The sequence below is a fragment of the Burkholderia cenocepacia genome (assembly GCF_900446215.1).
GTDB classification, from domain to species: domain Bacteria; phylum Pseudomonadota; class Gammaproteobacteria; order Burkholderiales; family Burkholderiaceae; genus Burkholderia; species Burkholderia cenocepacia.
In genome coordinates, this window is sequence record NZ_UAQZ01000001.1 from 1,768,944 (window position 1) to 1,794,236 (window position 25,293).

Sequence of the window (25,293 nt, forward strand, 5' to 3'; positions counted from 1 at the left end):
GGCTGCCCATCCACCTACGCGTCCAGCCCGAAAACCAGCGACCGGTGCGCGCCCACGCCGGCCGCCACGCCCGATGCCGACGCGAACGTCGCGTTGGTCATCAGGCTCGACGCGTCGCCGGCCGCATATACGCCGGCGACGCTCGTCCGCTTCCACGTGTCGACGCGAATCGCGGTGCCGAGCGGCCCGTCGTCGAACGCGCAGCCGAGCTGCTGCGCGAGGTCGCTCGCCATGTCGGTGCGCGCGCCGATGAACATTGCGTCGATCGGCACGACCTGACCGTCGGCGAGCCGCAGCGCGTCGATACGCGGCGCAGCGCCGAGGATCTCGACGACCGGCGAGTGCTCGATGCGTACGCCGCGTGCTGCGAGCAACGCGGCTTCCTCTTCGTTCGCTTCGACCACGCCCTGCGTGAACCAGGTCGTCGGGCCCCAGTCCGGAATCAGGATCGCCTGATGGACCGACAGCGGATGCGTGGCGAGCACGCCGAGCCGCTGGCCGCTCACTTCATATCCGTGGCAGTACGGGCAATGCAGCACGCTGATGCCCCAGCGTTCGGCCAGCCCCGGCAGCGCGGGCAACGCGTCGCGGATGCCGGTCGCGAGAATCAGCCGGTCGGCGCTCGCGCGGCTGCCGTCGCCCAGCGTCACGTGAAAGCGCCCGTCCGCGTCGCGCTCGGCGGTGCGTGCCTCGCCGTCGATGCGCTGCACGGTCGGATACGCGGCGAGCTGCGCACGCGCTTCCGCGACTATCTGCGCGGGCGGCTTGCCGTCCTGGCCGAAGAAGCCGTGCGCGTGTTCGGCAAAGCGGTTGCGCGGCCGACCGGCGTCGATCACGAGCACGCGGCGGCGTGCCCGCGCCAGTTGCATCGCGGCCGACAGCCCGGCGAAGCTGCCGCCGATCACGATCACTTCATGATGGGAATGCATGCATCAACTCCTTTCTGGACCTGCGTGAATGATCCACGTGTTCCGCTGGCGGCCAACTCATGAAACACGAGAAGTTGCATGATAGGGCGATGGTATCATTCATGCAACTTCAAAAGTTTCGAGAGAAGGGGAGCCCCGCCCGTGAGAACCGACAGCCGTTTGTCGCGCATGCTGCATGCGCTGATCCACATGGACCAGGCCGACGGTCCGCTGACGTCGGAGACGATCGCGACGATGCTGTGCACGAACCCGGTCGTCGTGCGGCGCCTGCTCGGCGGGTTGCGCGACTGCGGCTACGTGCAGTCGGAGAAGGGGCACGGCGGCGGCTGGGCGCTGAGCGTCGCGCTCGACGACATCACGCTGCTCGACGTCTATCGCGCGGTGGGCGAGCCGCCGCTGTTTTCCGACCTGGTGCCCGAGGATGCACTCGAATGCCTGGTCGAACAGGCCGTCAACGCGCACCTGTCGGCGACGCTGAAGGAAGCCGAAGCGTCGCTGCTCGCGCGCTTCGGCGAAGTCACGCTCGGCATGCTGTCGCGCGATTTCGAAGCGAAGGCGGCGCGGCTGAGCAAGTCGCGCTGACGCGTCGCAGCATCGCGCTCGATCGCATCTGACGCGCGATCCGGCGCGGCGGAAACCGCCGCGCCGCCATGTTCTGTCCCCCGACTTCTGCCCGGTTCGTCCGCCACAGGGCAAAATACGGGTTTTCCGCACCCGCGAGGGTGCGTTCGAATCACGCGCCGGGCGGCGCCGGTGCGCATGCCGCACGCCGCCGCCGGGCGCCCAGGCAAGAAACGCTCGCCGTGCTGCGAGCCCACAGGAGTCCAGACCCCATGCCCGAATCCAACCTGTCCTTCTTCGGCCGGCTGTCGCTGGCCGTCGGCACGTTCTTCTCCGTGCTCGGCAATCGCGAGTTCGCCGCCGGCGTGCTGCGCGTGCGCGACGGCGCCCCGGCCCCGGTCGCGCCGGCCCCGACCCCCGCGCCGGCTGCCGCGCCGGTCGCCCCCGCGCCGGTGAAGGCGCCGGCGCCCGAGCTGCGCGAAGCGAGCCCGCAGGCCGCCCTGCAACTGCTCGGCCTGCTGCAACGCGATGCGCGCTTCATCGATTTCGTCGAGGAAGACATCGCCGGCTACGCGGACGCCGATATCGGCGCGGCCGCGCGCCTCGTGCACGACGGCTGCCGCGCCGCGCTGCGCGAACACTTCACGATCGTGCCGGTGCGCGACGAAGCCGAAGGCAGCCGCGTGACGCTGCCCGCCGGCTTCGACGCGACCGCCGTGCGCGTGACGGGCAACGTGGTCGGCTCCGCGCCGTTTACCGGCACCGTCAGCCATCGCGGCTGGCGCGTGTCCGACGTGCGCCTGCCGAAGCTGACGGGCAGCCACGACGCATCGGTGATCGCACCGGCGGAGGTGGAACTGTGAGCGATCCGCGCTATTCGATCGGTATCGACCTCGGGACGACCCATTGCGCGCTGTCGTACGTCGACAGCAGCACGAGCGACGGCGAAAAGATCGTGCAGCAGGTGCTGCCGATCGCGCAGCTCACCGCGCCCGGCGCGCTGGAATCGCGCGACCTGCTGCCGTCGTTCCTCTACCTGCCGCATGAAAGCGAGCTGACCCAGGGCGACCTGACGCTGCCGTGGACGGCCTCGCGCGCTTTCGCGGTCGGCGAGATGGCGCGCACGCGCGGCGCCGGCACGCCGATCCGCCTCGTGTCGAGCGCGAAGAGCTGGCTGTGCCATCCGGGCGTCGACCGCCGCGCGGCGATCCTGCCGAGCGATGCACCGCCGGAAGTGGCCCGTGTGTCGCCGCTGGAAAGCTCGATCCGCTACCTGACGCACCTGCGCGAAGCGTGGGACCACGCGCATCCCGACGCGCCGTTCGCCGACCAGGACGTGACGGTCACGATCCCCGCGTCGTTCGATCCGGCCGCGCGCGAACTGACGGCGGAAGCCGCGCGTGCCGCCGGTTATTCGCGGATGACGCTGCTGGAAGAGCCGCAAGCGGCGCTGTACAGCTGGATCCAGAAGAGCGAGGGCGGCTGGCGCAAGCAGGTGCAGGTCGGCGACCTGATCCTGTGCGTCGACGTCGGCGGCGGCACGACCGACCTGTCGCTGATCGCGGTGGTCGAGCGCGACGGCAATCTCGAACTGCATCGCGTGGCCGTCGGCGAGCACATCCTGCTCGGCGGCGACAACATGGACCTCGCCCTCGCGCACGTGGTCGCACGCAAGCTCGCGCAGCAGGGCACGCAGGCCGATCCGTGGCAACTGCGCGCGCTGACCTACGCGTGCCGCTCGGCCAAGGAAACGCTGCTGTCCGACCCGACCACCGATGCGGTGCCGCTCGTCGTGCCGAGCCGCGGCTCGAAGCTGATCGGCGGCTCGATCCGCACGGAACTGACGCGCGCGGAACTCACGCAGACGATCCTCGAAGGCTTCTTCCCGCAAGTCGATGCCGCCGCGCGGCCGGTGAGCCGCGCGCGTGTCGGCCTGACGCAGCTCGGCCTGCCGTATGCGCAGGACGCCGGCATCACGCGCCATCTCGCGGCGTTCCTCGGCCGCCAGGTCGCGGCGCTCGACACGCTCGAAGGCGTGCAGCGCACGCTGCCGCAGGGCGCGACGTTCCTGCATCCGACCGCCGTGCTGTTCAACGGCGGCGTGTTCAAGTCGACGCTGCTCACGCAGCGCGTGCTCGACACGCTCAACGGCTGGCTCGCCGCCGAAGGCGCGCCGCCCGCGCGCCTGCTCGAAGGCGCCGATCTCGATCTCGCGGTCGCGCGCGGCGCGGCGTACTACGGCTACGTGAAGCGCGGCCGTGGCGTGCGCATTCGCGGCGGCACGGCGCGTGCGTACTACGTCGCGATCGAATCGGCGATGCCCGCGGTGCCGGGGCTCGAGCCGCCGGTGCAGGCGCTGTGCGTCGCGCCGTTCGGGATGGAGGAAGGCTCGGACGCGGCGCTGCCGCCGCAGGAGTTCGGCCTCGTCGTCGGCGAACCGGTGCAGTTCCGCTTCTTCGGCTCGTCGGTGCGCCGCCAGGATCAGGTCGGCACGCTGCTCGACTACTGGTCGCCGGAAGAGCTGCAGGAGCTGGAGGAAATCCAGGCGACGCTGCCCGCCGAAGGGCGCACCGTCGGCGAAGTCGTGCCGGTGAAGCTGCACGCGCGCGTGACCGAAGCCGGCACGCTCGAACTCGAGGCGATCCCGAGCGGCACGAACGAGCGCTGGAAGGTCGAGTTCGACGTGCGCGGCGCCGCCTGAGCGCGATGAAGCGTTATACGGTCGGCATCGACCTCGGCACGAGCAATACGGTCGTCGCGTACGTCGAGGCCGGCTCCGACGCGATTCGCGTGTTCGACGTCGAGCAACTCGTCGGGCCCGGCGCGGTGGCCGCGCAGCCGCTGCTGCCGTCGGTGCGTTATCACCCGGCGGCGGGCGAGCTGCCGCCGGACGCGCTGCGGCTGCCGTGGGCGGCCGAGCCGAAGGCCGACACGAAGGCGGGCGCGGCCGGTGCGCCGCCGGCCGTGATCGGCCGCTACGCGCGCACGCTGGGCGCGCAGGTGCCGGGCCGGCTCGTGTCGAGTGCGAAGAGCTGGCTGTCGCACGCGTCGGTCGATCGGCTCGCGGCGATCCTGCCGTGGGGCGCGGCCGACGGCGTCGACAAGGTGTCGCCCGTCGATGCGAGCGCGAGCTATCTCGCGCATGTGCGTGACGCGTGGAACGCGCATTTTCCCGACGCGCCGCTCGCGCGGCAGGACGTGATCCTGACGGTGCCCGCGTCGTTCGACGACGGCGCGCGCGCGTTGACCGTCGAGGCCGCACGGCGCGCGAAGCTGCCGGCGCTGCGGTTGCTGGAAGAGCCGCAAGCCGCGTTCTACGACTGGCTGTACGGCCAGCGCGACACGTTGCGCGAGACGTTCGCCGCGGCGCGGCGCGTGCTGATCTGCGACGTCGGCGGCGGCACGACCGACCTCACGCTCGTCGACGTCGCGCCGGGCGACGATGGCGAGCCGACCTTCACGCGCGTCGGCGTCGGCAACCACCTGATGCTCGGCGGCGACAACATGGACCTCGCGCTCGCGCGCCTGGTCGAGTCACGGCTGACCGAGCCCGGTACGCGGCTGTCGGCCGCGAGCCTGTCGCAGCTCGTCGAGCGCTGCCGCGCGGCGAAGGAGCGGCTGCTCGGCGACGACGCGCCGGCGTCCGCCACCGTCACGCTGCTCGGCGCGGGCAGCAAGCTCGTCGGCGGCGCGCGCTCGGCCGAGCTGACGCGGCAGGAAGTCGAGCAGATCGTCGTCGACGGGTTCTTTCCGCAGGTCGAGGCCGGCGAACTGCCGCGCCGGGCGCGCGCGGCGATCGTCGAATTCGGCTTGCCGTATGCGAGCGACGCGGCCGTCACGCGCCACGTCGCCGCGTTCCTGAATCGTCATGCGGAAGGCCCGCTGCCGGACACGCTATTGCTCAACGGCGGCGTGTTCCGCGCGGGCGCGCTCGCCGGCCGGCTTGCGCAGACGCTCGGTGCGTGGCGCGGCGCGCCGCTCGACGTGCTGCACAACGCGCATCCCGACGTGGCCGTCGCGCGTGGCGCGGTGGCCTACGGGCTCGCGCGTGCCGGCCATGCGCCGCGCATCGGCGGCGGCTCCGCGCGCAGCTATTTCCTCGTGCTCGACGACGGTGCGGACGATTCCGCCGCCCGCGGCGTCTGCCTGCTGCCGCGCGGCGCGGAAGAGGGACGCGAGATCCGGCTCGACGATCGCACGTTCGCGCTGCAGCTCGGGCAGCCGGTGCGGTTCCACCTCGTATCGACGGTGGCCGACACGAAGTACCGGCCCGGCGATCTCGTCGATCTCGACGGCGGCGATTTCGTGCGGCTGCCGCCGATCGCGACGGTCGTCGACGCGAAGGCGGGTGGCGACGCGCGCGAAACGCCGGTGAAGCTCACCGCGTCGCTGACCGAGGTCGGCACGCTCGAAATGCATTGCATCGCGACCGACGACGCGGCGCGCCGCTGGCGGCTCGAATTCCAGTTGCGCGGCGATGCGCCGGGGCACGGCGACGATGCGGCGTCCGCGCGGCATCCGCGGCTCGACCAGGCGATCGAGCTGATCGAGCGCTCGTTCGGCAGCAAGGCCGCGGGCGTGACGCCGAAGGACACGCGCCGGTTGCGCGCGCAACTCGAACAGGTGCTCGGCGCCCGCGAAGACTGGGACGTCGCGCTCGCGCGCGAACTGTTCGACGCATTGCTCGCACGGGCGCGGCGGCGCCGTCGCTCGGCCGATCACGAGCGCGCGTGGCTGAATCTCGCCGGCTATTGCCTGCGTCCGGGCTTCGGTCATCCGCTCGACGCGTGGCGCATCGAGCAACTGTGGCCGCTGTTCGACGACGGCATTCAATACGTGACCGATGCGCAGGTGTGGTCCGAGTGGTGGACGCTGTGGCGGCGCGTGGCCGGCGGCCTCGACGACGATGCGCAGACGCAGGTGCGCGACGCGATCGCGTTCCTCGAACCGTCCGACGACAAGCGGCGCAAGCTGCCGTTCGATCCGGCCAAGGTCGGGCCGGCCGACATGACGCGGTTGTCGGCGTCGCTCGAACGGTTGCCCGTCGAGCGCAAGGTCGAGCTCGCCGAGCGCCTGATCGTGCAGCTGCAGAAGCCGGCCGAACGCGCGTTGTGCGCATGGGCGCTCGGGCGGATCGGTGCGCGGCGGCCGTTCTATGGCAGCGCGCACAGTGTCGTGCCGGCGGAAATCGTTGGCGGCTGGCTCGATGCGCTGTTCGCGCTCGACTGGAAGCAGGTCGAGCCGGCCGCGTTCGCGGCCGCGCAGATCGCGCGGATGACGGGCGACCGCTCGCGCGATTTGCCGGACGACACGCGCGAGGCCGTCATCAAGCGCCTGTCGGCCGCGAATGCATCGGCGGCGTGGATCGACATGGTCCGTGAAGCGATCGCGTTCGACGAAGCCGATACGGCGCGCGTATTCGGCGAAACGCTGCCGGCGGGGTTGAAGTTGCTGGCCGATTGAAAGCACGACCGGATGCTTCGATCTCGTTCGCAGATCGAAGCATCCGGTCGCGTCAACGGTAGCGTGACGTCAGAACCCGCTACAGTCAGGCGTGCGACACCGCTTCGCGCTCCCGTTCCATCGGTTCGATTGCCGCGCCGTCGCGTGCCGCCATCGAGCGCCGCGCGAGATGTATCCCCGCGAGCATGCAGCGCACCGACCCGCCGGCCAGCTCGATCGTCGGCACGTCGAGCGGCAGCAACCGCGCGGAGCGTTCGATCACCGCGCGCTGGTCGTGCGTGAGGCAGTCGAACGCACGCCGCGACAGCGCGAGCACGCGCCCATCCTTCCCCGACAATTCCAGCGTATTGCCCGCGAAATTCGCGATCTGCGCGTGGTCGAGCGCGATCACAGCACGCCCCGTTTCGGTCAGGCGTTGCGCGATCTCGCCACGGCGGCGGCTGTTGGCGATCAGGTCGAGGCCGACCATCGCGAACTCGGTCGCGACGCTCATCATCACGTTCGTGTGATAGATCGGCTTGCCGTTCGCGTCGGCCGTGTCGAAGCAGATCGGCTCGAAGTTGAAGTGCGTGCAGAAGCGTTCGAGCGCGACCGGATCGGCACGGCGCGAGCGCGCGGTGTACGCGATCCGCGCGACGTGGTCGAGCGCCATCGCACCGGTGCCTTCGAGGAACACGTCGTCGTATTCGAGGCCCGAGTAGTCGATCACGTCCTGCACGCGGTACTCGGCCTTCAGCATCTCGATCACGTCCGCCCGCCGCTCGCGGCGACGGTTCGGGCTGTGCATCGGATACAGCGCGACATGGCCGCCCGGATGCGTCGAGAACCAGTTGTTCGGGAACACGGAGTCGGGTGTGTCGCGCTCGCCGTGGTCGTCGAACACGTGCACGCGCACGCCCGCATCGGCGAGCGTGCGCGCGGCGGCCGTGACTTCGTCGCGCGCGGCGGCCGATATCGACGAGGTGTCGCACGCACCGCCTGCGGCCGTGCACTGGAACGCGTTGTCGGCCGCGGTCTGCGGGTTCGGCAGGAAGCGGTGCGGCCGGATCATCACGACGGCGGATGGCGCCTGGATCGATACGAGATTCATGAAGGGCGGGAGCGGAGGGAGGAAAACGGGCGGCGCAGGGGCCGCCCCCAGCTGACGGTCAGCGCGCGAACGCGGCGACGGCTTCGGTCACGAACGCCGCGTGGCCGTGCGCGATCGCGGCCGGGTCGTCGATCAGCGCGAACAGGTTCTTGGGATCGACGGCCGGCGGAATCAGCGCGATCTCGACGCCCGCGTTGTGCTGCTGCGCGAGCGCGTACAGGTAGCGCAGCGCCGAGTAATCCTCGAGCGCGAAGCCGACCGAGTCGAACACCGTGACTTCGTCCGCGCGCTCGCGGCCAGCCGTTTCGCGCTGCAGCACGCGCCACAGCTCGGTCACGGGGAAGTCGGCCGGCATCTGCTGGATCTCGCCCTCGATGCGCGACTGCGGCTCGAATTCGACGAACACGCGGCCCGCGTGCAGCACGCCCGCCTCGAGTTCGGTCTTGCCCGGGCAATCGCCGCCGACGGCGTTCAGATGCATGCCGGGCTCGATCATGTCGGCCGTGACGATCGTCGCGTATGCCTTGTCGGCGGTGACGGTCGTCACGATGTCGGCGCCGCGCACGGCGTCGGCGGTCGAGGCCGCGCGCACGACCCGCAATTTCGGGTACGCGGCGAGATTTCGCACGAGCTTGTCGGTTGCGCGCGGATCGACGTCGAACACGCGGATTTCGTCGATGCCGAGCAGCGTGTGGAACGCGATCGCCTGGAATTCGCTTTGCGCGCCGTTGCCGATCAGCGCCATCGTGCGCGAATCGGGCCGGGCGAGCGCCTGCGCGGCGAGGACCGACGTCGCGGCCGTGCGCAGCGCGGTGGTGAGCGTGAGTTCGGCGAGCAGCAGCGGGTAGCCGGTATCGACTTCGGCGAGCGCGCCGAACGCCATCACCGTGTGCATCCCGCGCGCCGCATTGACGGGATGGCCGTTCACATACTTGAACGCGAACAGCGACGCGTTCGCGACGGGCATCAGCTCGATCACGCCGTCGCGCGAGTGGCACGCGACGCGCGGCGACTTGTCGAAATCGGCCCAGTGCAGGTAGTCGGCGCGCAGCGTGTCGACGAGTTCGCGCAGGAACGTCGTGACGCCGGTCCTGGCGATCAGGCGGGCGGTGGCGGGAACGTCGAGGAAGCGAGTCATCGGTCTGTCTCCATATTCGGTGCCGGTACGGGTGTCCGGGCGTTCTGGTCGACCGGGCGGGGTGTCGGCGCGAATCCGGGCTTGCTGAAAAAGCAGCGGCGCGGCGGGTCGGCCGGTCGATGGAGTCATTATTTCCGTGAGTCGAGCCAACAAAAAGACGGCAAAAGTGGCAGATTTCTCGATAGACTTGGCAAATTGCCAGCCATTTCCGGCACTTTGAACAGTTCACGCTGGCCGGAACGGGCGGCCTCCGGCACGCTGGCGGCCGGTTCACGCTCAACAGGAAAGCCGTTCATGATCACGCTCGACGACGTCGACCGTCAGCTCATCGCGCTGCTGCGCGACAACGCGCGACTGCCCGTCGTCGCGTTGGCGAAAGAATTGCGCGTGGCGCGCGCGACCGTGCAGAACCGCCTCACGCGGCTCGAGAAAAACGGCGTGATCGTCGGCTATACGGTACGGCTCAAGCCGGCCGCCGAACGGCACCGGATTCGCGCGCTGATGTCGATCGCGGTGCAGGGCAATCGCGGCGCGGAGGTGGTGAAGGTGCTGCGCGGGCATCCGAACGTCGCGTCGATCCACAGCACGAACGGGCGCTGGGATCTCGTCGCCGAGCTGCACGCCGATTCGCTCGAGCACTTCGATCGCGTGCTCGGCGCGATCCGGCTGATCGACGGAATCGCCAATACCGAGACGAGCATCTTGTTGTCGACGCACAAGGCGTGACGCGGGCGGGGGCCCGCGCCACCTCTTTCGCTGCGGTCAGGCCGTGGCCGCCGGTGCCGGGAACACCGGCTCGCCGAGCGTCAGCATCAACCGGTTCGCCCACGCGAAGATCGCGATGGCGTGCGACAGGTCGAGAATCTCCTCGTGCGTCAACCCTTCGACTTCGAGCGCCGCAATGTCATCTTCGCCGATCGCGTCGGGCCGTTCGGTCAACGCGATCGCGTAGCGGACGATCGCGCGTTCGCGCGCCGTCGTGCCGGCCGTCGCCGGATCCTCGAACACCTGTTCGATCGCATCGGTGCGTTTCGCGAGCTGCGCGAAGCGCTGCGCATGCACCGACGCGCAGTACACGCAGCCGTTCACGCGCGATACGGCCGTGCTCGCCAGTTCGCGCTCCGCGCGCGACAGCCCGCCGGGACCGTACATGATCGCGTTGAATACGCCCGAGCGTTGCCGCAGGATGTCGGGAAGGTGGACGAGCAGCAGGTAATAGTCGGACGTCTTCGCTTGCGGGTGGCTCGCTTCGAGCACCGCGAGCTGATCGGGTGTCGCCGTGTCGAGCGATACCGTGTCGAGCCACGCACGCCAGCCGAGCGTGTCGGACGTGAAGCCGTGGGCTGCCGTCGTCATGCGGCCTCCGCGGCACGTGCCTGAAGCGCCCGCGCGGCCGCGGCGACGCGCAACTGATACGCGACGAACGCGACGAGCTGCGACAGCGCGACGATCGCGGATGTCGTGAGCCCGGCCGATTTCAGCGCGTCGAGATCGGATGCGCGCGCGTCGGCCGGGGCGTGCGTCAGGCGCTTCGCGTGCAACAGGATCGCGCCGAGGCGGCGCGGCAGTGCGTCGAGCGCGTCGGCATCCGCCCGTTCGATGTCGTCGAGCGTGCCGCCCGCGTCGAGCAATCGGGCGCGATAGATGTCGGCCAGCGCGTGCGCATTCGACTGCCGTGCGACATACCGCGCCGCATGCAGCCGCTCGATCAGCGAAAGATCGGGCAACGCGGGATCGAACAGCGCGGCTTCGCTCAGTTGCGTCGGCAGCAGCACCTTGTCGCGGGCGCGGCGCAGCGCGGCGACGGCGTCGCCTTCCCGCAGGCCGGCTGCCGCGTCGATCGTATCCGGCCCGACGGCCGGCGTGATGGAGTCAGTCATCGTTTCGGTGTTCCTTCGTCGTCAAAGTGATCGAGGGCGTCGGCGTCGCGCCATTCGTCGCCCTGCAACTCCGCATTCGCGTAGGCGACGAGCGCGTCGTAGTGGCGGTCGCGATCGGCATCGAACAACCGGCTCGCAATTCCGCGTGCCAGCCGCTCCGCGCCCGCGCTGATCGCCGGGATGTCGCCGGACAGCTTGCCGTGGCTCAGGCTCGCCGCATGGTTGAAGCAATGAATCCGCGTGACGGCCGGGCACGCGCCGCGCTCGCGCTCCTGGAACGCGAACGCGGGGCCGAGATCGGGCGACTCGGCGAGCTCGTCGAGCCGCAGCGCCGGGTCCGGCTGGTAGCGATCCTTCCAGCGCCGCACGTGCGCGCCGAACGACGCGAATTCGTCGCGCGTCGTCCAGTCCGAATGAAAACCCGTCGCGAAGATCAGGAAATCGACCGTGTAGCGGCCGCGCGGCGTCGTTACTTCCAGCCCGTCCGCATGGTCGGCGAGCGTCTCGATCGGGCTGCCCGCATGAAAGTGCGCATGGTCGTGGCGCGAGACGCGCAGCACGCTGTCGCGCGGCGGCGGCGTTTGCGACGTCAGCGCGTAGTGCATGAAGCGCCACTTCGTTGCGTCGTCGAGATCGGCGTAGCCGTGCACGAGGCCCGGGCTGCCGATGCCGGTCAGCTTGTTGATGCGCGGAATGTCCGCGCGACGGAAGAACAGGTCGACGCGCGCGGCGCCCGCTTCCAGCGCCGTGCCCGCGTTGTCGAACGCGGACGCGCCCGCGCCGACCACGCCGACGCGCTTGCCCGCGAGCGCGGCGAAGTCGATCGGCTCGGACGAATGGGCCCAGCGCGTGCGCGGCGCACGTTGCGCGACGGGCGGCACATACGGGCCGCCGAGCCCGTCGCGACCGGTCGCGAGCACGACGTGCCGCGCGAGCAGCGTCTGTGCTTCGCCGTTGCCGCGCACGTCGAGCGCGAGCAGGCCGTCGTCGCGCGGGCGCAGCGCGACGAGCGTCGTGTCGTTGCGTACCTGCAGGTCGAGCACGCGCCGATACCAGCGCAGGTAGTCCATCCATTGCGGGCGCGGGATCTTGTAGAGCGCGTCCCACGCGTCGCGGCCGTATTGCGCTTCGAACCAGGCGCGGAACGTCAGCGCGGGCAGGCCGAGCGCGGGGCCCGCGAGCTGCTTGGGCGAACGCAGCGTCTCCATCCGCGCGAACGTGACCCACGGGCCTTCGTAGCCGGCCGGCGCGCGGTCGATCACGCACTGGTTGTCGATGCCGAGCAGGCGCAGCTCGGCGGAAGCCGCGAGCCCGGCCATTCCGCCGCCGACGATCGCGACGTCGAGCACGCGCACGCCGTCCGCTTCGCGCGACGGCACCCACGACGGCGCGGGCAGGTCGAGCCAGCGCAGGTCCTGCGCGAGCCGCGCTTCGAGTGCGTCGAGCTGGCTCGTCATGCGGCCTCCGGGCGCGCGCGGCGCGCACGGGTCGGGCGAGGCGGGCGCGCGGTGCGGTCGGTGCGCAGCCGGTCGCCGCGCAGCAGCGCGTCGTGCGCGGCGGCGTCGTGAAAGATCACGTCGTCGAGCAGCGTGCGCGTCGTGCGATGCAGCGCGTCGAGCAGCGCATCGACGGCCGCCGTGCGCGCCTTGCCGGCCGGCGTCGCGACGCCGAACGCGAACGGAATGTCGACGTCGAGCGCGCGCGCGACGACACCCTCGACAGGCAGTGCGACGCCGGTGGCCGGATCGACGATGCCGATCCCGATGCCCGCGCGCGCGGCCATCACCGCATTCAGCGACGCATTGGTTTCGATAAACACGCGCGCGTCGACCCGCGCGGCCGCGAACGCCGCATCGATCCGCTGGCGCAGCCGGTGCCGGTTCGCGACCGTCACGATGCGGCGTCGCGCGAGGTCGCGCAGCGCGATCCGCGGCTTCGCTGCGAGCGGATCGTCGGCCGGCAGCACGGCGACGCACGGCGTTTGCGCGATCCAGTGCACGTCGAGCCCGGCATGCGCCATCGGCAGCGTGACGACGCCGACATCGGCCGTGCCGGCCAGCACCTCGTGCACGACGTGCTCGGCCGATTCGCTGCGCAACTGATAGTGCGGCGCATGCGCGTCGTCGGGCAGCGCGGCGAGCGCGGCCGGCACGAGCGTGGCCGCGAGCGACGGCGTGGCCGCGATGCGCACGGGTTCGGCGGTTTCGTCGCCGAGCGCGCGCGCCCGCGCCTCGATCGCACGCAGGCCGACCAGCGAGCGTTCGACTTCCTCGTACAGCAGGAACGCGCGGCGCGTCGGCGTGACGCGCGGACCATGCCGGTCGAACAGCGCGTAGCCGAGATCGGCCTCGAGTTCCTGGATCTGCCGCGTGACGGCCGGCTGCGAGCGGCCGAGCAGTTCGCCCGCGCCGGTCACGCTGCCGGCCGACATGACCGCGGAAAAAGCTTCGAGTTGATGCAGCTCCATGACGCGTTCCGATGATGCAATTTGCGCATTGTAGGAGCGTGAGCATGCGTGATTCATATAATGATTTTTGCTATCGACAGCGGGAAAACTGCGAAGGGCGCGATCGTCGCGGCGGCCGGTGGTGCGCGTATGCACGCCGGTTGCGCGAGGTCGCGAGAACGAAACGCCAATCGAATCAATGCGATGCGATGCAGGCCCGTACTTCGCCTGATGCGCGACGGACAGCCGACCGTTCGCGAGCGTCGCTTGCTTCGCGCCGCATGCGATATCGATATGCGCAAAACTTCGTTGGATCGTCCTGAACCGGATGGTTACATGCCCTCACTCTTTTCGACTGACTGAAGCTGGGGGACGCATGAACGTTTCGGGGAACGACGCGCGCGGCGCATGGCGACGCGTGCTGGGCACGGTGGCGGCGCTCGCTGCCGCATGGGGGCTGTCGACGGGCGGCGCGCTCGCGGCCGGCGTGTCGGGCGAGCCGGTGGTGATCGGCGTGAGCGGCCCGCTCACGGGCCAGGACGCGCAATACGGCGAGCAGTGGAAGCGCGGTTTCGATCTCGCGCTCGACGAGATCAACGGCAGCGGCGGCATTCACGGCCGGCCGCTCGCGATCGACTTCCAGGACAGCCGCAGCGATCCGCGCCAGGCAGTGGCGATCGCGCAGAAGTTCGTCGCCGATCCGCGCATCGCGATCGAGCTCGGCGATTTCTCGAGCGCGACGTCGATGGCAGCGTCGCCGATCTATCAGCGCGGGCAACTGATCCAGTTCGGCTTCACGAATTCGCATCCGGATTTCACGAAGGGCGGCGATTATCTGTGGAGCACCGCGCTGAGCCAGGCCGAGGAGCAGCCGCTGCTCGCGCGCTATGCGGTGAAGGAACTCGGCTTCAAGCGGATCGCGGTGCTGTACCTGAACACCGACTGGGGCCGCACCAGCAAGGACATCTTCGCGAAGGCGGTGGCGGGGCTCGGCGCGCAGGTCGTCGCGGCCGAAGGCTACCAGCCGGCGGAGAAGGATTTCCGCTCGACGCTCGTGCGGATCGGCGCGTCGAAGCCCGATTCGATCGTGCTGATCTCGTACTACGCGGACGGCGCGCAGATCGTGCGTCAGGCGCGCACGTCGGGCGTCGCACTGCCGATCGCGGCGGTGGGCTCTGTGTATTCGCCGAAGTTCCTCGAACTGGGCGGCACGGCCGTCGAAGGCGTCTATACGGAATCGAACTTCTTCCCGGCCGAACCGCGCCCCGAGGTGCAGGCGTTCGTGCAGCGCTATCGCGCGAAATTCCACGCCGATCCCGATTCGTTCGTCGCGCGTGCGTACGACGCGCTGATCCTGTCGGCCGAGGTGCTGCGCCGCTACGGCACGACGCGCCAGGCCGCGCACGACGGCTTCGCGAAGATCAGCGACGTGCCGAGCGTGATCTTCGGCAAGGTGCGTTTCGATCCGCAGACGCGTCGCGTCGCCGGCGCGCGCACGGTCTATCTGGTCGTGAAGCAGGGGCAGTGGGCGCTGTGGGACGGCGCGAAGCCGCAGCTCGCGGCGCGCTGAACCCGACCTGAACCGCCTGCACCTGACGGACGCATCGTGATGGCTTCCTGGCTCGACTACACGCTCAACGGCCTCATCGTCGGCAACATCTACGCGCTGCTCGCGGTCGGGCTCGCGCTGATCTTCGGCGTGTCGCACCTGATCAACTTCGCGCACGGCTCGGTGTACATGGTCGGCGCATTCATCGGCTGGCTGTGCCTGACGCGCTTCGGGCTGCCGCTACCCGTCGCGCTCGCGGCGGTCGTGGTCGGCTGCGGCGCGCTCGGCATCGCGATCGAACGGATCGGGCTGCGGCCGCTGCGCCATGCCGCGCGCATCGCGCCGCTGCTCGCGACGATCGGCATCAGCTTCATCCTCGACCAGCTCGCGCAACTCGCGTTCGGCGCGGACCCGCGCGCGGTGCCGACGCCGCTGCCCGACTGGCACGTGCGGATCGCCGGCGCGACGCTCGGCTCGCTCGACCTGCTGATCGCGGGTATCGGCATCGCGGCGGCCGCGCTGCTGTACGGTTTCCTGCGCTTCACGCGGCTCGGCTGGGCCGTGCGCGCGACCGCGCAGGATCGCGACGCGGCGCTGCAGATGGGCGTCGACGTCGATCGCGTGAACCAGACCGTGTTCGCGATCGCGTGCGCGCTCGGCGGCGTGAGCGGGCTGCTGGTCGGCATGTACTACAACAGCATCGATCCGGCGATGGGTTTCCAGGCGACGCTGAAAGGCGTCGTCGCGCTGCTGATCGGCGGGCTCGGCAACGTGCCGGGCGCGATCGCCGGCAGCCTGCTGCTCGGTCTCGTCGAAAGCTACGGCGTCGCGCTGTTCGGCACCAGCTATCGCGACCTGTTCGCGTTCGGGCTGCTGATCGTGTTCCTCGTGTGGCGGCCGAACGGCTTGTTCAGCGCGGATCGCGCGCTGCCGCCCGAGCCGATGACGGGCACCTTCCTCGCCGCCGCGAAAGCCGTGCGCGTGCCGCGCCCGGTGCTCGTCGTGCTGATCGCGGCGGCGGCCGTGCTGCCGTGGCTCGGTGCATCGCCGTACGTGTTGCAGACGCTGACCAACGCGTGGCTGTACGGGCTGCTCGCGCTGAGCCTCACGCTCGTCGCGGGCACGGTCGGGCAGATCTCGCTCGGCCACGCCGCGCTGCTCGTGATCGGCGCGTATGCGTCGGCGCTGCTGTCGTCGGATCTCGGCTGGTCGCCGGCCGTGACGATTCCGTGCGCGGGCGTGATCACCGCCGTGCTCGGCACGCTGCTCGTCTATCCGGCGTTCCGGCTGCGCGGGCACTACGTGTCGATCGCGACGCTCGGCATCGGCGAAGTGGTGAGCCTCGTGATCCTGAACTGGGACGGCCTGACGCGCGGCCCGCTCGGCATCACCGGCATCGCGCCGCTGCCGTGGGCGACCACCGCGCGCGCCGCGTACTGGTTCACGTTCGCGGTGCTCGTCGTGTTCGCGCTCGTGCAGGTGCGGCTGCTGCGTTCGCATCTCGGCCGCACGCTGCGCGCGGTGCGCGAGGACGATGTGGCTGCGCGTGCGCACGGCATCGCGCCGAACCGCTACAAGGCGATCGCGTTCGCGGTCGGCGGCGTCGCGGCCGGGGTGAGCGGCGGCATCGCCGCGCATCTGTACAGCTACATCAATCACCAGACCTTCGATTCGCAGGTGTCGATCCTCGCGCTGACGATGGTGATCCTCGGCGGGCTCGGCAACGTGCTCGGCGGCATCGTCGGCGCGATCGCGCTGATCGGGCTGCCCGAGCTGTTCCGCTGGGCGGCCGACTACCGGATGCTGATCTATGGCCTCGTGCTGCTGCTGCTCGTCCGGTTCCGGCCGCAGGGCCTGCTCGGCACGGTGTGAGGAGGAATGCGATGACCACCACTCGACCCCTGCTCGACGTGCAGGGCCTGACGCGCCGCTTCGACGGCGTGACCGCGCTCGACGGCGCGAGCCTGACGCTGGCCGACGGCGAACTGCTGAGCGTGATCGGCCCGAACGGCGCGGGCAAGTCGACGCTGTTCAACCTGATCGCGGGCGCCGACCGGCCCGACGCCGGCCGCGTGACGTTCGACGGACGCGACATCACCGGCACCGCGCCGGAACGGCTCGCGGCGCTCGGCATCGCGCGCACGTTCCAGCACGGCCGCGTGTTCGGCAACCTGAGCGTGCTCGACAACGTGCTGATCGGCGCGCATGCGCGGCTGCGCGCGGCACGGCCGGGCTGGCCGGCGCTCGGCGCGGCCGCCGAAGTGCTGCGCGCGCTCGTGCGGCCCGCGTCGGTACGGCGCGAGGAAGCGGAACTGCGCGAAGAAGCGCGCGCGATCGTCGCCGGCTTCGGCGAACGGCTCACGCCGCGCATCGATCATCCGGCGCACAGCCTGTCGTATGCGAACCGGCGGCGCGTGGAGATCGGCCGCGCGCTCGCGCTGCATCCGCGCCTGCTGCTGCTCGACGAGCCGACGGCCGGGATGAACGAGACGGAGACGGCCGAGATGCTGCAACTGATCCAGTCGCTGAAGGCGCGCGGCCTGACGATCCTGCTGATCGAGCACAAGCTCGAACTCGTGATGCGCGTGTCCGACCGCGTGATGGTGCTCGACAACGGCGTGAAGATCGCCGAGGGCGCGCCGCGCGACGTGCGGCACGATCCGCGCGTGATCGAGGCCTATCTCGGCCGCCGTCATGCGGGCGGCACGTCGGCCGATCGGACCGTGCAGGCGGCCGCATGAGCGTACTATCCCCGGAACCCGATACGACCATGACCGATGCGCTGCTGAAACTCGAACATCTCGACACGTTCTACGGACCGGTGCAGGTGCACTTCGACGTGAACTTCGAGGTCGGTCGCGGGCAGATCGTCAGTCTGCTCGGCGGCAACGCGAGCGGCAAGTCGACGACGATGAAGCTGATTCTCGGGCTGATGCGGCCGAAGCGCGGCGTCGTGCGTTTCGACGGCGACGACGTGACGGCGCTCGCGACGCCGCAGCGCGTGCGGCGCGGGATCGCGGCCGTGCCGGAGGCGCGGCGGCTGTTCGCCGACATGAGCGTGCGCGAGAACCTGCTGATGGGTGCATACACGCGCGGCGATCGCGCGGCGGTGGCCGACGACTACGAGCGTGTGCTCGACCTGTTTCCGCGGGTGCGCGAACGGCTTGCGCAGCGTGCGGGCACGCTGTCGGGCGGCGAGCAGCAGATGCTCGCGATGGCGCGCGCATTGATGGCGCGACCGAAGCTGATCTGCATGGACGAGCCGACGATGGGACTGTCGCCGCTCTACGTCGACAAGGTGCTCGAACTGATCGACGCGATCAACCGGCAAGGCGTGACGGTGTTCATGGTCGAGCAGAACGCGAGCCTCGCGCTGGAGATCGCGCACTACGGGTACGTGCTGCAGACGGGGCGCGTCGTGCTGGAAGGGCCCGCGAAAACGCTGCTCGACGACGAGCGCGTGCGCGATGCGTATCTCGGTGGGGAGGCGGTGGCGGTGTAGTGGGCGTGGCGCGTTTCATCGCCCGGCATTCGCTGAGTGCGCGTCGCCGAGCTTGCCTTGAAGCCTGCGCTCGGGCTCTGTCCGATGCAAGTGAACCGCGTACGTGTCCCACGGGAGCTCGATATCCTGTGCCGAGAGCGCAGCCGCCTGAACCATCAGTCTGCCCGCTTCGCCACGATGATAGCCGCCGTGCGTGACGACATGGGTCAGCATCTCTTCGCGCGTCATGTATCCGTTGTCGCCATCGGTAAACAGAAAGGGAATCGATTCCGACAGCATGTCGGGTGTGGCGGTTGCCACATAGTCGAGATACCAGCGATCGAGCGTGGCGAATGCCGCGCGCAGCGCTTCCGGCTCCGGCGTGTCAGGCGTGTTGTCGGACACGAAGCCGTGACGCTCGCCGCTCAGATGCGCGGCGAATATCCGGTTCACCACGAGGCAATGGTTCATCAGCCGCAGCGCGAGATGACGTGCTTGCGCATGCCGCTCCGCGTCGAGCCCCGACATCGCCTTCAGCATTTCGTCATTGGCCCATGCCTGGTAGCGCAGCATGCGGGACAGGAGTGCGTTCGCGCTCATGGTCGTTTCCTCGTCGGGTTCACCTAATATGTGAGCTTCGTCACCATTATTTTCAGTGGGAGCCCGCATGTCCACTCGCGTTTCCAATGCCGTCGCCGCGATGCGCAAAGCCCCGCGCCAGGCTCGTTCGCGTGCGACGGTGGACGTGATCGTCACGGCCGGGGCTCGCGTTCTCGACAAGCACGGATGGGCCGGATTCACGACCAACGAGGTCGCGCAAGTCGCCGGGGTGAGCATCGGCTCCGTGTATCAGTATTTCCCGAACAAGCTCGCGTTGGTCGATGCGATTCGGCGTCGCCATTTCGACGACGTGCTCGCCGTGCTGCAGCGCGCGCATGACCGTCAGGCGAGCGCCGGGCGTCGGCTCGAAGGTCTGATCGGCGACCTGATCGCCGCGCACCGCGATTACCCTGCGCTGCACCGGGCGCTGCTCGATCTCCCCGATCCGGGCGGTGCGAAAGACGCGTATGACGCATTTCAGAAGGAATATCTGCGCCGGTATGCGCTGATCGTTGCCGCGTGTCGCGGGCGTGCGCCGGTCAAGGCCGATACGTTGACCGCGCAGGTGCTGTCGTCCGCGTTCGAAGGTGTCGTGCACAACGCGGCCCGGCGCGGGCTGCTAGGGGATCCGAAACTGAAGCGCGAGCTCGTCAGGCTGGCCGGCACTTACCTCGAAGATCACCGCTCGGCGACGGCGAATGTGCGTTCATGAGCCGACCGGAAAAATCGTAACGGATACCGAAATTCGCGGTAGATTGACGCTCTCCTGATTTCGAACACCACGGGGTTGCCGCGCCATGTTGACCTGTTCCATCCAGAAAGTCGGCTACGATGTCAATCAGCTCGATCAGCAGGGCGCGACCGACTACGCGTCGTTCGTTCACGCATTCGATGCGTTCCCTTGGGCGGCCCAGCACGTCGAATGGAACGAGACGCAGGACGGCCCGCTGCCGGCGCTCGTGCTGCAGCAGGCCGACGATCAGCGCGAGCTGTGGGTGACTGCGTTGACGGATGCGCATTCGGACGGCTTCCAGCTGAATGTGGTGTCCATGCGGATGAAGAAGGGGCTCTTCGGGATCGGCAAGGGAAAGCTGGAGCAGCACGTCGAGACGATCGACGTGAGAAGGCGCGTCGACGTCGATGCGTTGTGCCGGTTGTTCTGCGACCGTCAGTACGACGCGCTGGATCAACGGGTTGCGCGACACGCGCAGCGCAACACCGACGACGATCGGGACAGCGACGACTGAACGCGTGTCGCCCGGCGGCGTTCGATCGAGCGTACCTGCGCCGGATCCGCGGTTGTCTAAGCGTCGCGTGCGGCGTGCGTCGTCGTCGCCCGCGGAAACGTCAGCACCACCGCGAACCCGCCCGCATCGGGAAACGCGAACCCGACGCGCCCGCCGTGCGCCTTCATCACTTCCTGCACGATCGCGAGCCCGAGCCCGGACCCCGTGCGCCGCTCGCTGCCGTCCGGCGCGATCCGCACGAACGGCTGCAATGCCGCGTCCCAGTGCTCGCGCGGTATCCCGCGCCCGTTGTCGGTGACGGTCAGCGTCACGGCTTGATCCGCGTTGCCCTGGGTCGCGACCGACACGACGATGTCGTCCGCATGGCCATGCAGCAGCGCGTTGTGCAGCACGTTCGACAATGCTTCCTGCAGGCTGATCGCATCGCCGTCGATCCACGCATGCGGCGCGTCGCTCGCGAACGCGACGGCCACGTCGCGCTCGCCGGCGAGCGGAATCGTGCGGCCCAGCACCTCCTTCGCGAGCGCGACGAGGTCGACCGGTTGCAGCGGCACGGCCTCGGTGCGATGAATCACCATCGCGTGATTGAGCAACTGCCCGGTGAGCCGGCCGACGTCCGACGAGGTCGCGCGCAGCGCATCGAGCCGCGCCGCGTGACGCGCGGGGTCGGATTCGCCGTCGAGCAGCTCGATCTGCGCGTCGAGCCGCGCGAGCGGCGTGCGCATCTGGTGCGCGGCGTCGGCGATGAAGCGCTGCATCGCGTTGATCCGCTCGGCGAGGCGGTGCATCAGGCCATTGATCGACCCGATGATCGCGTCGATTTCGCTCGGCGTATCGACGGCCACGGGCCGCAGGTCGGCCGGGTCGCGTGCGGCGATGATCGCGCCGATCTGCGCGAGCGGGCGCAGGCCGCGCCGGATCGCGAGGCCGCTCGCACCGACCGCGAGCACGCTCATCAGCAGGATCAGCGTCCACACCTTGAGGCTCATGTCGTTCGTCAGCTGCTGGCGCGCGTTGGTTGTCTGCGCAACCGTCACGAGCGCCCAGCCGGGCGTGCTTTCCTCGGGCATGTAGCGTGCGGTCGTCGCGGTGCGGATCCGGTGCCCCTGGTAGACGGCGTTCGCGAACGCGGGGCCCTGCTTCGCGGCGGCGAGCGTCGCGGGGCTCGCGAGGTCGTTGTAGCCGGCCACGACGACGCCGCGCGAATCGACCACCTTGTAATAGACGAGGTCGTAGCGCGACAGTGTCGACAGCGCGGCCACCGGCGGATTCAGCGCGAGCACGCCGCCTTGCACGTACAGGTTTTCCGCGACCTGGATCGACGCGCCCGCCAGCAACTGGTCGTACGCGCGTTCGGCCGCGACGCCCGCGTAGTAGCGCGCGATCGCCGCGAGCGCGAGCGCGCCGGTCGCGACGACGAGCGCGATGAACAGCAGCGTGCGTCCGAACAGCGTCTTCGGAAACCAGTCAATGCGCGGCAATCTGATACCCCATCCCGCGGGCGGTGCGGATCTCGACCGAGCTGCCCTGCAGCTTCCTGCGCACGCGCGTCACGTATTGCTCGACCGCGTTCGCGGTCGGCTCGTTGCCGAAGCTGAACAACTGGTTCAGCAGTTCTTCCTTCGAGAAGATGCGCTGCGGGCGGCTCGCGAGGATTTCGAGCAGCGCGAATTCCTGGCGCGACAGCGACAGCGGCTGGCCGTCGAGTTCCGCGAGGCGGCTGCTGCGGTCGATCACGAGGCCGCCGAGCGTCAGCACGTCGTTCGCGTGGCCGCTGTTGCGGCGCAGGAGCGCCTGCACGCGTGCGTCGAGTTCGCGGTAGTCGAACGGCTTCACGAGGTAGTCGTCGGCGCCGAGGCCCAGGCCGCTCACGCGGTCGTCGATCGCCGAGCGCGCGGTGACGAGCAGCACGGGCGTCGTGCTGCCCGACGCGCGCAGGTTGCGCAGGACCGTGAAGCCGTCCATGCCGGGCAGATTCGCATCGAGCACGACGAGATCGAAACGCTCGACGCGTAGCAGCCCGTTCGCGGTCGCGCCGTCGGTTTCGAGATCGACGGCGTGGCCGAGCCGGGCCAGGCGGCCGCGGATCGCCGCGCCGATTTCGGCATCGTCCTCCACGACGAGAATACGCATGGTGCCGTTTGCAGGTAGAGGGGTTAGGGGTTTTCCCGAGGCCGGGATGTCAGCATTTTCTCAGACTCGGTCGATAACCTGTGTCGAGCCGGAAGCGGATGCAAGGACGGCATTAATACCAGAAATATTCAAGGAGACGGCAAGATGCAGCATGTCACGGGCACGACGAACGCGCGCCGCGGCGCCACGCCGGCCCGCGCGTGGCGGCTGGCCGTTCGCCGCACGTCGACGGTGCGTGCATGACGACGTCGCCGCGCCGCCGCGCGTTGATCGCCGCCGGGCTCGGCGTGCTGGGCGTGCTCGGGGCGCCGGCGCTGGTGCGCGCGAAGCCGCGCACGGTGCGGATCTCGAAAGGCTATGGCGTGCTGTACCTGCCGCTGCTCGTGATGGAGAAGCAGCGGCTGTTCGAGCGGCATGCGGCGCGCCACGGCGTGCGCGACGTCGCGGTCGAATGGGTGCTGCTCGACGGCGGCAATTCCGTCAACGACGCGATGATGGCCGGCACGCTCGATTTCGCGGGCGCCGGCGCGCCGGGTTTCATCGAGCTATGGGCGCGGGCGCGCGGCATTCCGAACGTCGAGGTGATCGGCATCAGCGGGCTGTCGACCACGTCGCTGTCGCTCAACGCGAACCGGCCGGGCCTCGTGTCGCTGCGCGACTTCGCGCCGTCCGACCGGATCGCGGTGCCGGGCATCCGCACGTCGCTGTCGGCGGTCGTGCTGCAGATGGTCGCGAGCCGGCAGCTCGGCCCCAGGCATTTCGCGCAGCTCGATTCGATCACCGTGAACCTGCCGCATCCGCAGGCGATGCAGGCGCTGATCCGCCGCGAGAACGGCGTGACCGCGCACTTTACGTCGCCGCCGTTCTCGACGCTCGAATTGCGGCAGCCGGGCATCCATCGCGTGGTGAGCTCGGTCGATGTGCTCGGCCCGATGACGCTCGACGTCGTGTTCGCGCCGAAGCGGCTCGTCGATGCGGAGCCCGCGCTCGCCGTCGCGTTTCTCGGCGCGCTCGACGAAGCGAATCGCCTGATCGCGCAGGACCCGCGTGCGGCGGCGGCGCTGTATGCGACGTCGTCGGGCGTCGGCGTGTCGCACGACGACGTGATGCGGATGCTCGCCGCGCCCGACACGCGCTTCTCGGTGCTGCCGAACCAGCTGATGGACTACGTCGAATTCCTGTACCTGGCCGGCACGATCAAGGCGAAGCCGCGCGCGTGGCACGAGATGTTCGCGCCGATGCTCGACGACTACCGGTCGGGTTGAGCCACGCCTGCGGCCAACCGAATCCATTCATCGAACCCGCTGACGCCGGCGCATTCGTCACGCGCGACGCCGAATCAACCCGCCGATTCAACCGATATGCAACCGATTCACGCAAGGAGCCTGAAGTGAACGCTACCGACACCCTGGACCCCGCGTCCGCCGAAGAACAGCGCATCATGTCGAAGATGGCGCGGCGCCTGCTGCCCATCCTCGTCGTGATGTTCCTGATCGCGTTCATCGACCGGCAGAACGTCGGTTTCGCGAAACTGCAGATGGTGCACAGCCTCGGGATGACGGAAGCCGCGTTCGGGCTCGCGTCGTCGCTGTTCTTCATCGGCTACCTGCTGTTCGAGGTGCCGAGCACGCTCGCATTGCATCGTTACGGCGCACGCGTGTGGCTCGCGCGGATCATGCTGACGTGGGGGCTCATCACGGTGCTGATGGGCTTCACGACGTCGATGCCGGCGTTCTGCTCGCTGCGCTTCGTGCTCGGCATCGCCGAGGCCGGTTTTTATCCGGGCGTGATCTATTACCTGACGCTGTGGTTCCCGCAGAGCTACCGCGCGAAGGTGCTCGGCATCTTCACGCTCGGCAGCGCGCTCGCGAACATGCTCGGCTCGCTGGTCGGCGGCGTATTGCTGAGCCTGAACGGCGTGTGGGGGCTCGCGGGCTGGCAGTGGGTGTTCGTCGCGACGGGCCTGCCCGCCGTGATCGTCGCGATCGTCGTGTTCCGCGTGCTGCCCGCGTCGTTCCGCGAAGCACCGTTCCTCGACGCGCGCGAGAAGCAGATCGTCGCGGCCGCGCTGGAGCGCGAGAAGCCCGCGCAGGCCGAGCACGGCCAGCCGTGGAAGGCGCTGCTCGATCCGCGCGTGATGCTGTTCGCGGCGACCTACATGCTGATGTCGACGTCGCTGTACGGCGTCACGTACTGGCTGCCGACGATCGTGAAGTCGTTCGGCGTGTCGAGCACGACGAACGGGTTCCTGAGCATGCTGCCGTGGGCGCTCGCGGTGGTGCTGCTGGTGTGGCTGCCGTCGAAGCTGCGGCGTGCGAAGAGCATCCTGCGCACGATCGCGATCGTCGCGGCGCTCGGTGCGCTCGGTTTTCTGCTGAGCCTCGTGCTGCCGTCGACGCCGCTGCGCTTCATCGCGCTCGTGCTCGGCGGCGCGTGCATCCCGCTGCTGTATCCGTGCTTCTGGTCGATGCCGCCGCGCTATTTCACCGGCGCGCGGGCGGCCGCGAGCGTCGCGGCGATCAACTCGATCGGCAACCTCGGCGGCTTCTTCAGCCAGAACCTGATGCCGTTCGCGGGCAAGGTGACGGGCACCGCGTTCGGGCCGATGATCGTGCCGATCGTGTGCCTCGCGCTGCTCGGCGTCGGCGCGCTGGTCGCGTGGACGCGCTCGGAGCGGGGGATGGTGGCGGCGCGGGCGTGATGGGGCGCGGCTTGGCCCGGGATACGTGGGTTAGGCCGAATGGCTGACTGCACGCGAAAAAGTGAGTGTGCTACC

At 69.5% G+C, this 25,293-nt stretch carries 23 protein-coding genes; 13 read left to right on the forward strand and 10 right to left on the reverse strand.

Features of this window, described 5'->3' with window-relative positions; translation table 11 throughout:
• Window positions 1–14: 14 nt before the first annotated feature.
• The gene (locus DTA15_RS08280) at window positions 15–929 is read right to left on the reverse strand and encodes an NAD(P)/FAD-dependent oxidoreductase (protein ID WP_006488767.1); all 915 of its coding nucleotides are present in this window, start codon (window positions 927–929) and stop codon (window positions 15–17) included.
• Window positions 930–1,070: 141 nt separating this feature from the next.
• Here DTA15_RS08280 and DTA15_RS08285 point away from each other — a divergent pair, with 141 nt between their 5' ends.
• The 4 genes from DTA15_RS08285 to DTA15_RS08300 all read left to right on the forward strand — a co-directional run bounded on the left by DTA15_RS08285 (window position 1,071) and on the right by DTA15_RS08300 (window position 6,953).
• Window positions 1,071–1,511 carry an Rrf2 family transcriptional regulator gene (locus DTA15_RS08285; RefSeq protein ID WP_006488781.1) on the forward strand — a complete coding sequence of 147 codons (441 nt, stop codon included), beginning with the start codon at window positions 1,071–1,073 and terminating at the stop codon, window positions 1,509–1,511.
• Between the two features lie 251 nt (window positions 1,512–1,762).
• Window positions 1,763–2,353 (forward strand): DUF2760 domain-containing protein, encoded by a 591-nt coding sequence (locus tag DTA15_RS08290; protein WP_012493132.1) that lies wholly within the window; start codon window positions 1,763–1,765, stop codon window positions 2,351–2,353.
• Window positions 2,350–4,191: an Hsp70 family protein gene (locus tag DTA15_RS08295; protein WP_006484308.1), complete on the forward strand. Its 1,842-nt coding sequence runs from the start codon at window positions 2,350–2,352 to the stop codon at window positions 4,189–4,191. Before DTA15_RS08290 ends, DTA15_RS08295 begins: the two co-directional genes overlap by 4 nt.
• A gap of 5 nt (window positions 4,192–4,196) precedes the next feature.
• Complete coding sequence (locus tag DTA15_RS08300; protein WP_012493133.1) at window positions 4,197–6,953, forward strand: Hsp70 family protein; 2,757 nt, start codon at window positions 4,197–4,199, stop codon at window positions 6,951–6,953.
• Between the two features lie 85 nt (window positions 6,954–7,038).
• Here the strand turns inward: DTA15_RS08300 and ctlX are convergent, their stop codons facing one another.
• Both ctlX and ocd read right to left on the reverse strand, forming a co-directional pair.
• Window positions 7,039–8,043, reverse strand: coding sequence for a citrulline utilization hydrolase CtlX (gene ctlX / locus DTA15_RS08305; protein ID WP_006491076.1), 1,005 nt, complete (start codon window positions 8,041–8,043; stop codon window positions 7,039–7,041).
• Window positions 8,044–8,101: 58 nt separating this feature from the next.
• A complete protein-coding gene (ocd, locus tag DTA15_RS08310) occupies window positions 8,102–9,181 on the reverse strand; it encodes an ornithine cyclodeaminase (protein WP_006494134.1) in 1,080 nt (359 codons plus the stop codon).
• Between the two features lie 294 nt (window positions 9,182–9,475).
• Here ocd and DTA15_RS08315 point away from each other — a divergent pair, with 294 nt between their 5' ends.
• A complete protein-coding gene (locus DTA15_RS08315; protein WP_006479718.1) occupies window positions 9,476–9,907 on the forward strand; it encodes an Lrp/AsnC family transcriptional regulator in 432 nt (143 codons plus the stop codon).
• Window positions 9,908–9,943: 36 nt separating this feature from the next.
• Here the strand turns inward: DTA15_RS08315 and DTA15_RS08320 are convergent, their stop codons facing one another.
• Genes DTA15_RS08320 through DTA15_RS08335 form a run of 4 tightly spaced genes read right to left on the reverse strand, consistent with a single transcriptional unit; the run spans window position 9,944 to window position 13,528 of the window.
• Window positions 9,944–10,537, reverse strand: coding sequence for a peroxidase-related enzyme (locus DTA15_RS08320; protein ID WP_006491072.1), 594 nt, complete (start codon window positions 10,535–10,537; stop codon window positions 9,944–9,946).
• Entirely contained in the window at window positions 10,534–11,061 is a 528-nt protein-coding gene (locus DTA15_RS08325; protein ID WP_006491077.1) for a CMD domain-containing protein, read from the reverse strand. Before DTA15_RS08325 ends, DTA15_RS08320 begins: the two co-directional genes overlap by 4 nt.
• Window positions 11,058–12,518 (reverse strand): NAD(P)-binding domain-containing protein, encoded by a 1,461-nt coding sequence (locus DTA15_RS08330; protein WP_006491074.1) that lies wholly within the window; start codon window positions 12,516–12,518, stop codon window positions 11,058–11,060. The genes DTA15_RS08325 and DTA15_RS08330 overlap by 4 nt, the downstream gene beginning before the upstream one ends.
• Entirely contained in the window at window positions 12,515–13,528 is a 1,014-nt protein-coding gene (locus tag DTA15_RS08335) for a LysR family transcriptional regulator (protein WP_012338678.1), read from the reverse strand. The genes DTA15_RS08330 and DTA15_RS08335 overlap by 4 nt, the downstream gene beginning before the upstream one ends.
• A 355-nt stretch (window positions 13,529–13,883) precedes the next feature.
• On the opposite strand from DTA15_RS08335, the gene DTA15_RS08340 reads away from it, so the two are divergent.
• From DTA15_RS08340 to DTA15_RS08355, 4 genes are read left to right on the forward strand one after another with little or no spacing between them, the layout of a single operon-like run.
• On the forward strand, window positions 13,884–15,077 hold the full coding sequence (locus tag DTA15_RS08340) for an ABC transporter substrate-binding protein (protein ID WP_006483404.1): 1,194 nt from the start codon (window positions 13,884–13,886) through the stop codon (window positions 15,075–15,077).
• A 39-nt stretch (window positions 15,078–15,116) separates the two neighbouring features.
• Entirely contained in the window at window positions 15,117–16,928 is a 1,812-nt protein-coding gene (locus DTA15_RS08345) for an ABC transporter permease (RefSeq protein WP_006483401.1), read from the forward strand.
• Between the two features lie 11 nt (window positions 16,929–16,939).
• On the forward strand, window positions 16,940–17,797 hold the full coding sequence (locus tag DTA15_RS08350) for an ABC transporter ATP-binding protein (RefSeq protein WP_012493136.1): 858 nt from the start codon (window positions 16,940–16,942) through the stop codon (window positions 17,795–17,797).
• Complete coding sequence (locus DTA15_RS08355; protein WP_020979738.1) at window positions 17,794–18,558, forward strand: ABC transporter ATP-binding protein; 765 nt, start codon at window positions 17,794–17,796, stop codon at window positions 18,556–18,558. Before DTA15_RS08350 ends, DTA15_RS08355 begins: the two co-directional genes overlap by 4 nt.
• A gap of 15 nt (window positions 18,559–18,573) precedes the next feature.
• Here DTA15_RS08355 and DTA15_RS08360 read toward each other — a convergent pair whose 3' ends face one another.
• Entirely contained in the window at window positions 18,574–19,137 is a 564-nt protein-coding gene (locus DTA15_RS08360; RefSeq protein WP_006486114.1) for a DinB family protein, read from the reverse strand.
• A gap of 67 nt (window positions 19,138–19,204) precedes the next feature.
• Between DTA15_RS08360 and DTA15_RS08365 the strand changes: the two genes are divergently transcribed.
• Both DTA15_RS08365 and DTA15_RS08370 read left to right on the forward strand, forming a co-directional pair.
• Window positions 19,205–19,849, forward strand: coding sequence for a TetR/AcrR family transcriptional regulator (locus DTA15_RS08365; RefSeq protein WP_006493349.1), 645 nt, complete (start codon window positions 19,205–19,207; stop codon window positions 19,847–19,849).
• A gap of 85 nt (window positions 19,850–19,934) precedes the next feature.
• The gene (locus tag DTA15_RS08370; RefSeq protein ID WP_006486119.1) at window positions 19,935–20,384 is read left to right on the forward strand and encodes a hypothetical protein; all 450 of its coding nucleotides are present in this window, start codon (window positions 19,935–19,937) and stop codon (window positions 20,382–20,384) included.
• A gap of 56 nt (window positions 20,385–20,440) precedes the next feature.
• Here DTA15_RS08370 and DTA15_RS08375 read toward each other — a convergent pair whose 3' ends face one another.
• Together DTA15_RS08375 and DTA15_RS08380 are read right to left on the reverse strand one after the other, a co-directional pair.
• Window positions 20,441–21,865, reverse strand: coding sequence for a sensor histidine kinase (locus tag DTA15_RS08375; RefSeq protein WP_006486115.1), 1,425 nt, complete (start codon window positions 21,863–21,865; stop codon window positions 20,441–20,443).
• A complete protein-coding gene (locus tag DTA15_RS08380; protein WP_006486117.1) occupies window positions 21,852–22,517 on the reverse strand; it encodes a response regulator transcription factor in 666 nt (221 codons plus the stop codon). The genes DTA15_RS08375 and DTA15_RS08380 overlap by 14 nt, the downstream gene beginning before the upstream one ends.
• Window positions 22,518–22,756: 239 nt before the next feature.
• On the opposite strand from DTA15_RS08380, the gene DTA15_RS08385 reads away from it, so the two are divergent.
• Window positions 22,757–23,782, forward strand: coding sequence for an ABC transporter substrate-binding protein (locus DTA15_RS08385; protein WP_006495662.1), 1,026 nt, complete (start codon window positions 22,757–22,759; stop codon window positions 23,780–23,782).
• 125 nt (window positions 23,783–23,907) lie between these two features.
• Complete coding sequence (locus DTA15_RS08390; RefSeq protein ID WP_012493137.1) at window positions 23,908–25,218, forward strand: MFS transporter; 1,311 nt, start codon at window positions 23,908–23,910, stop codon at window positions 25,216–25,218.
• Window positions 25,219–25,293 lie beyond the last annotated feature (75 nt).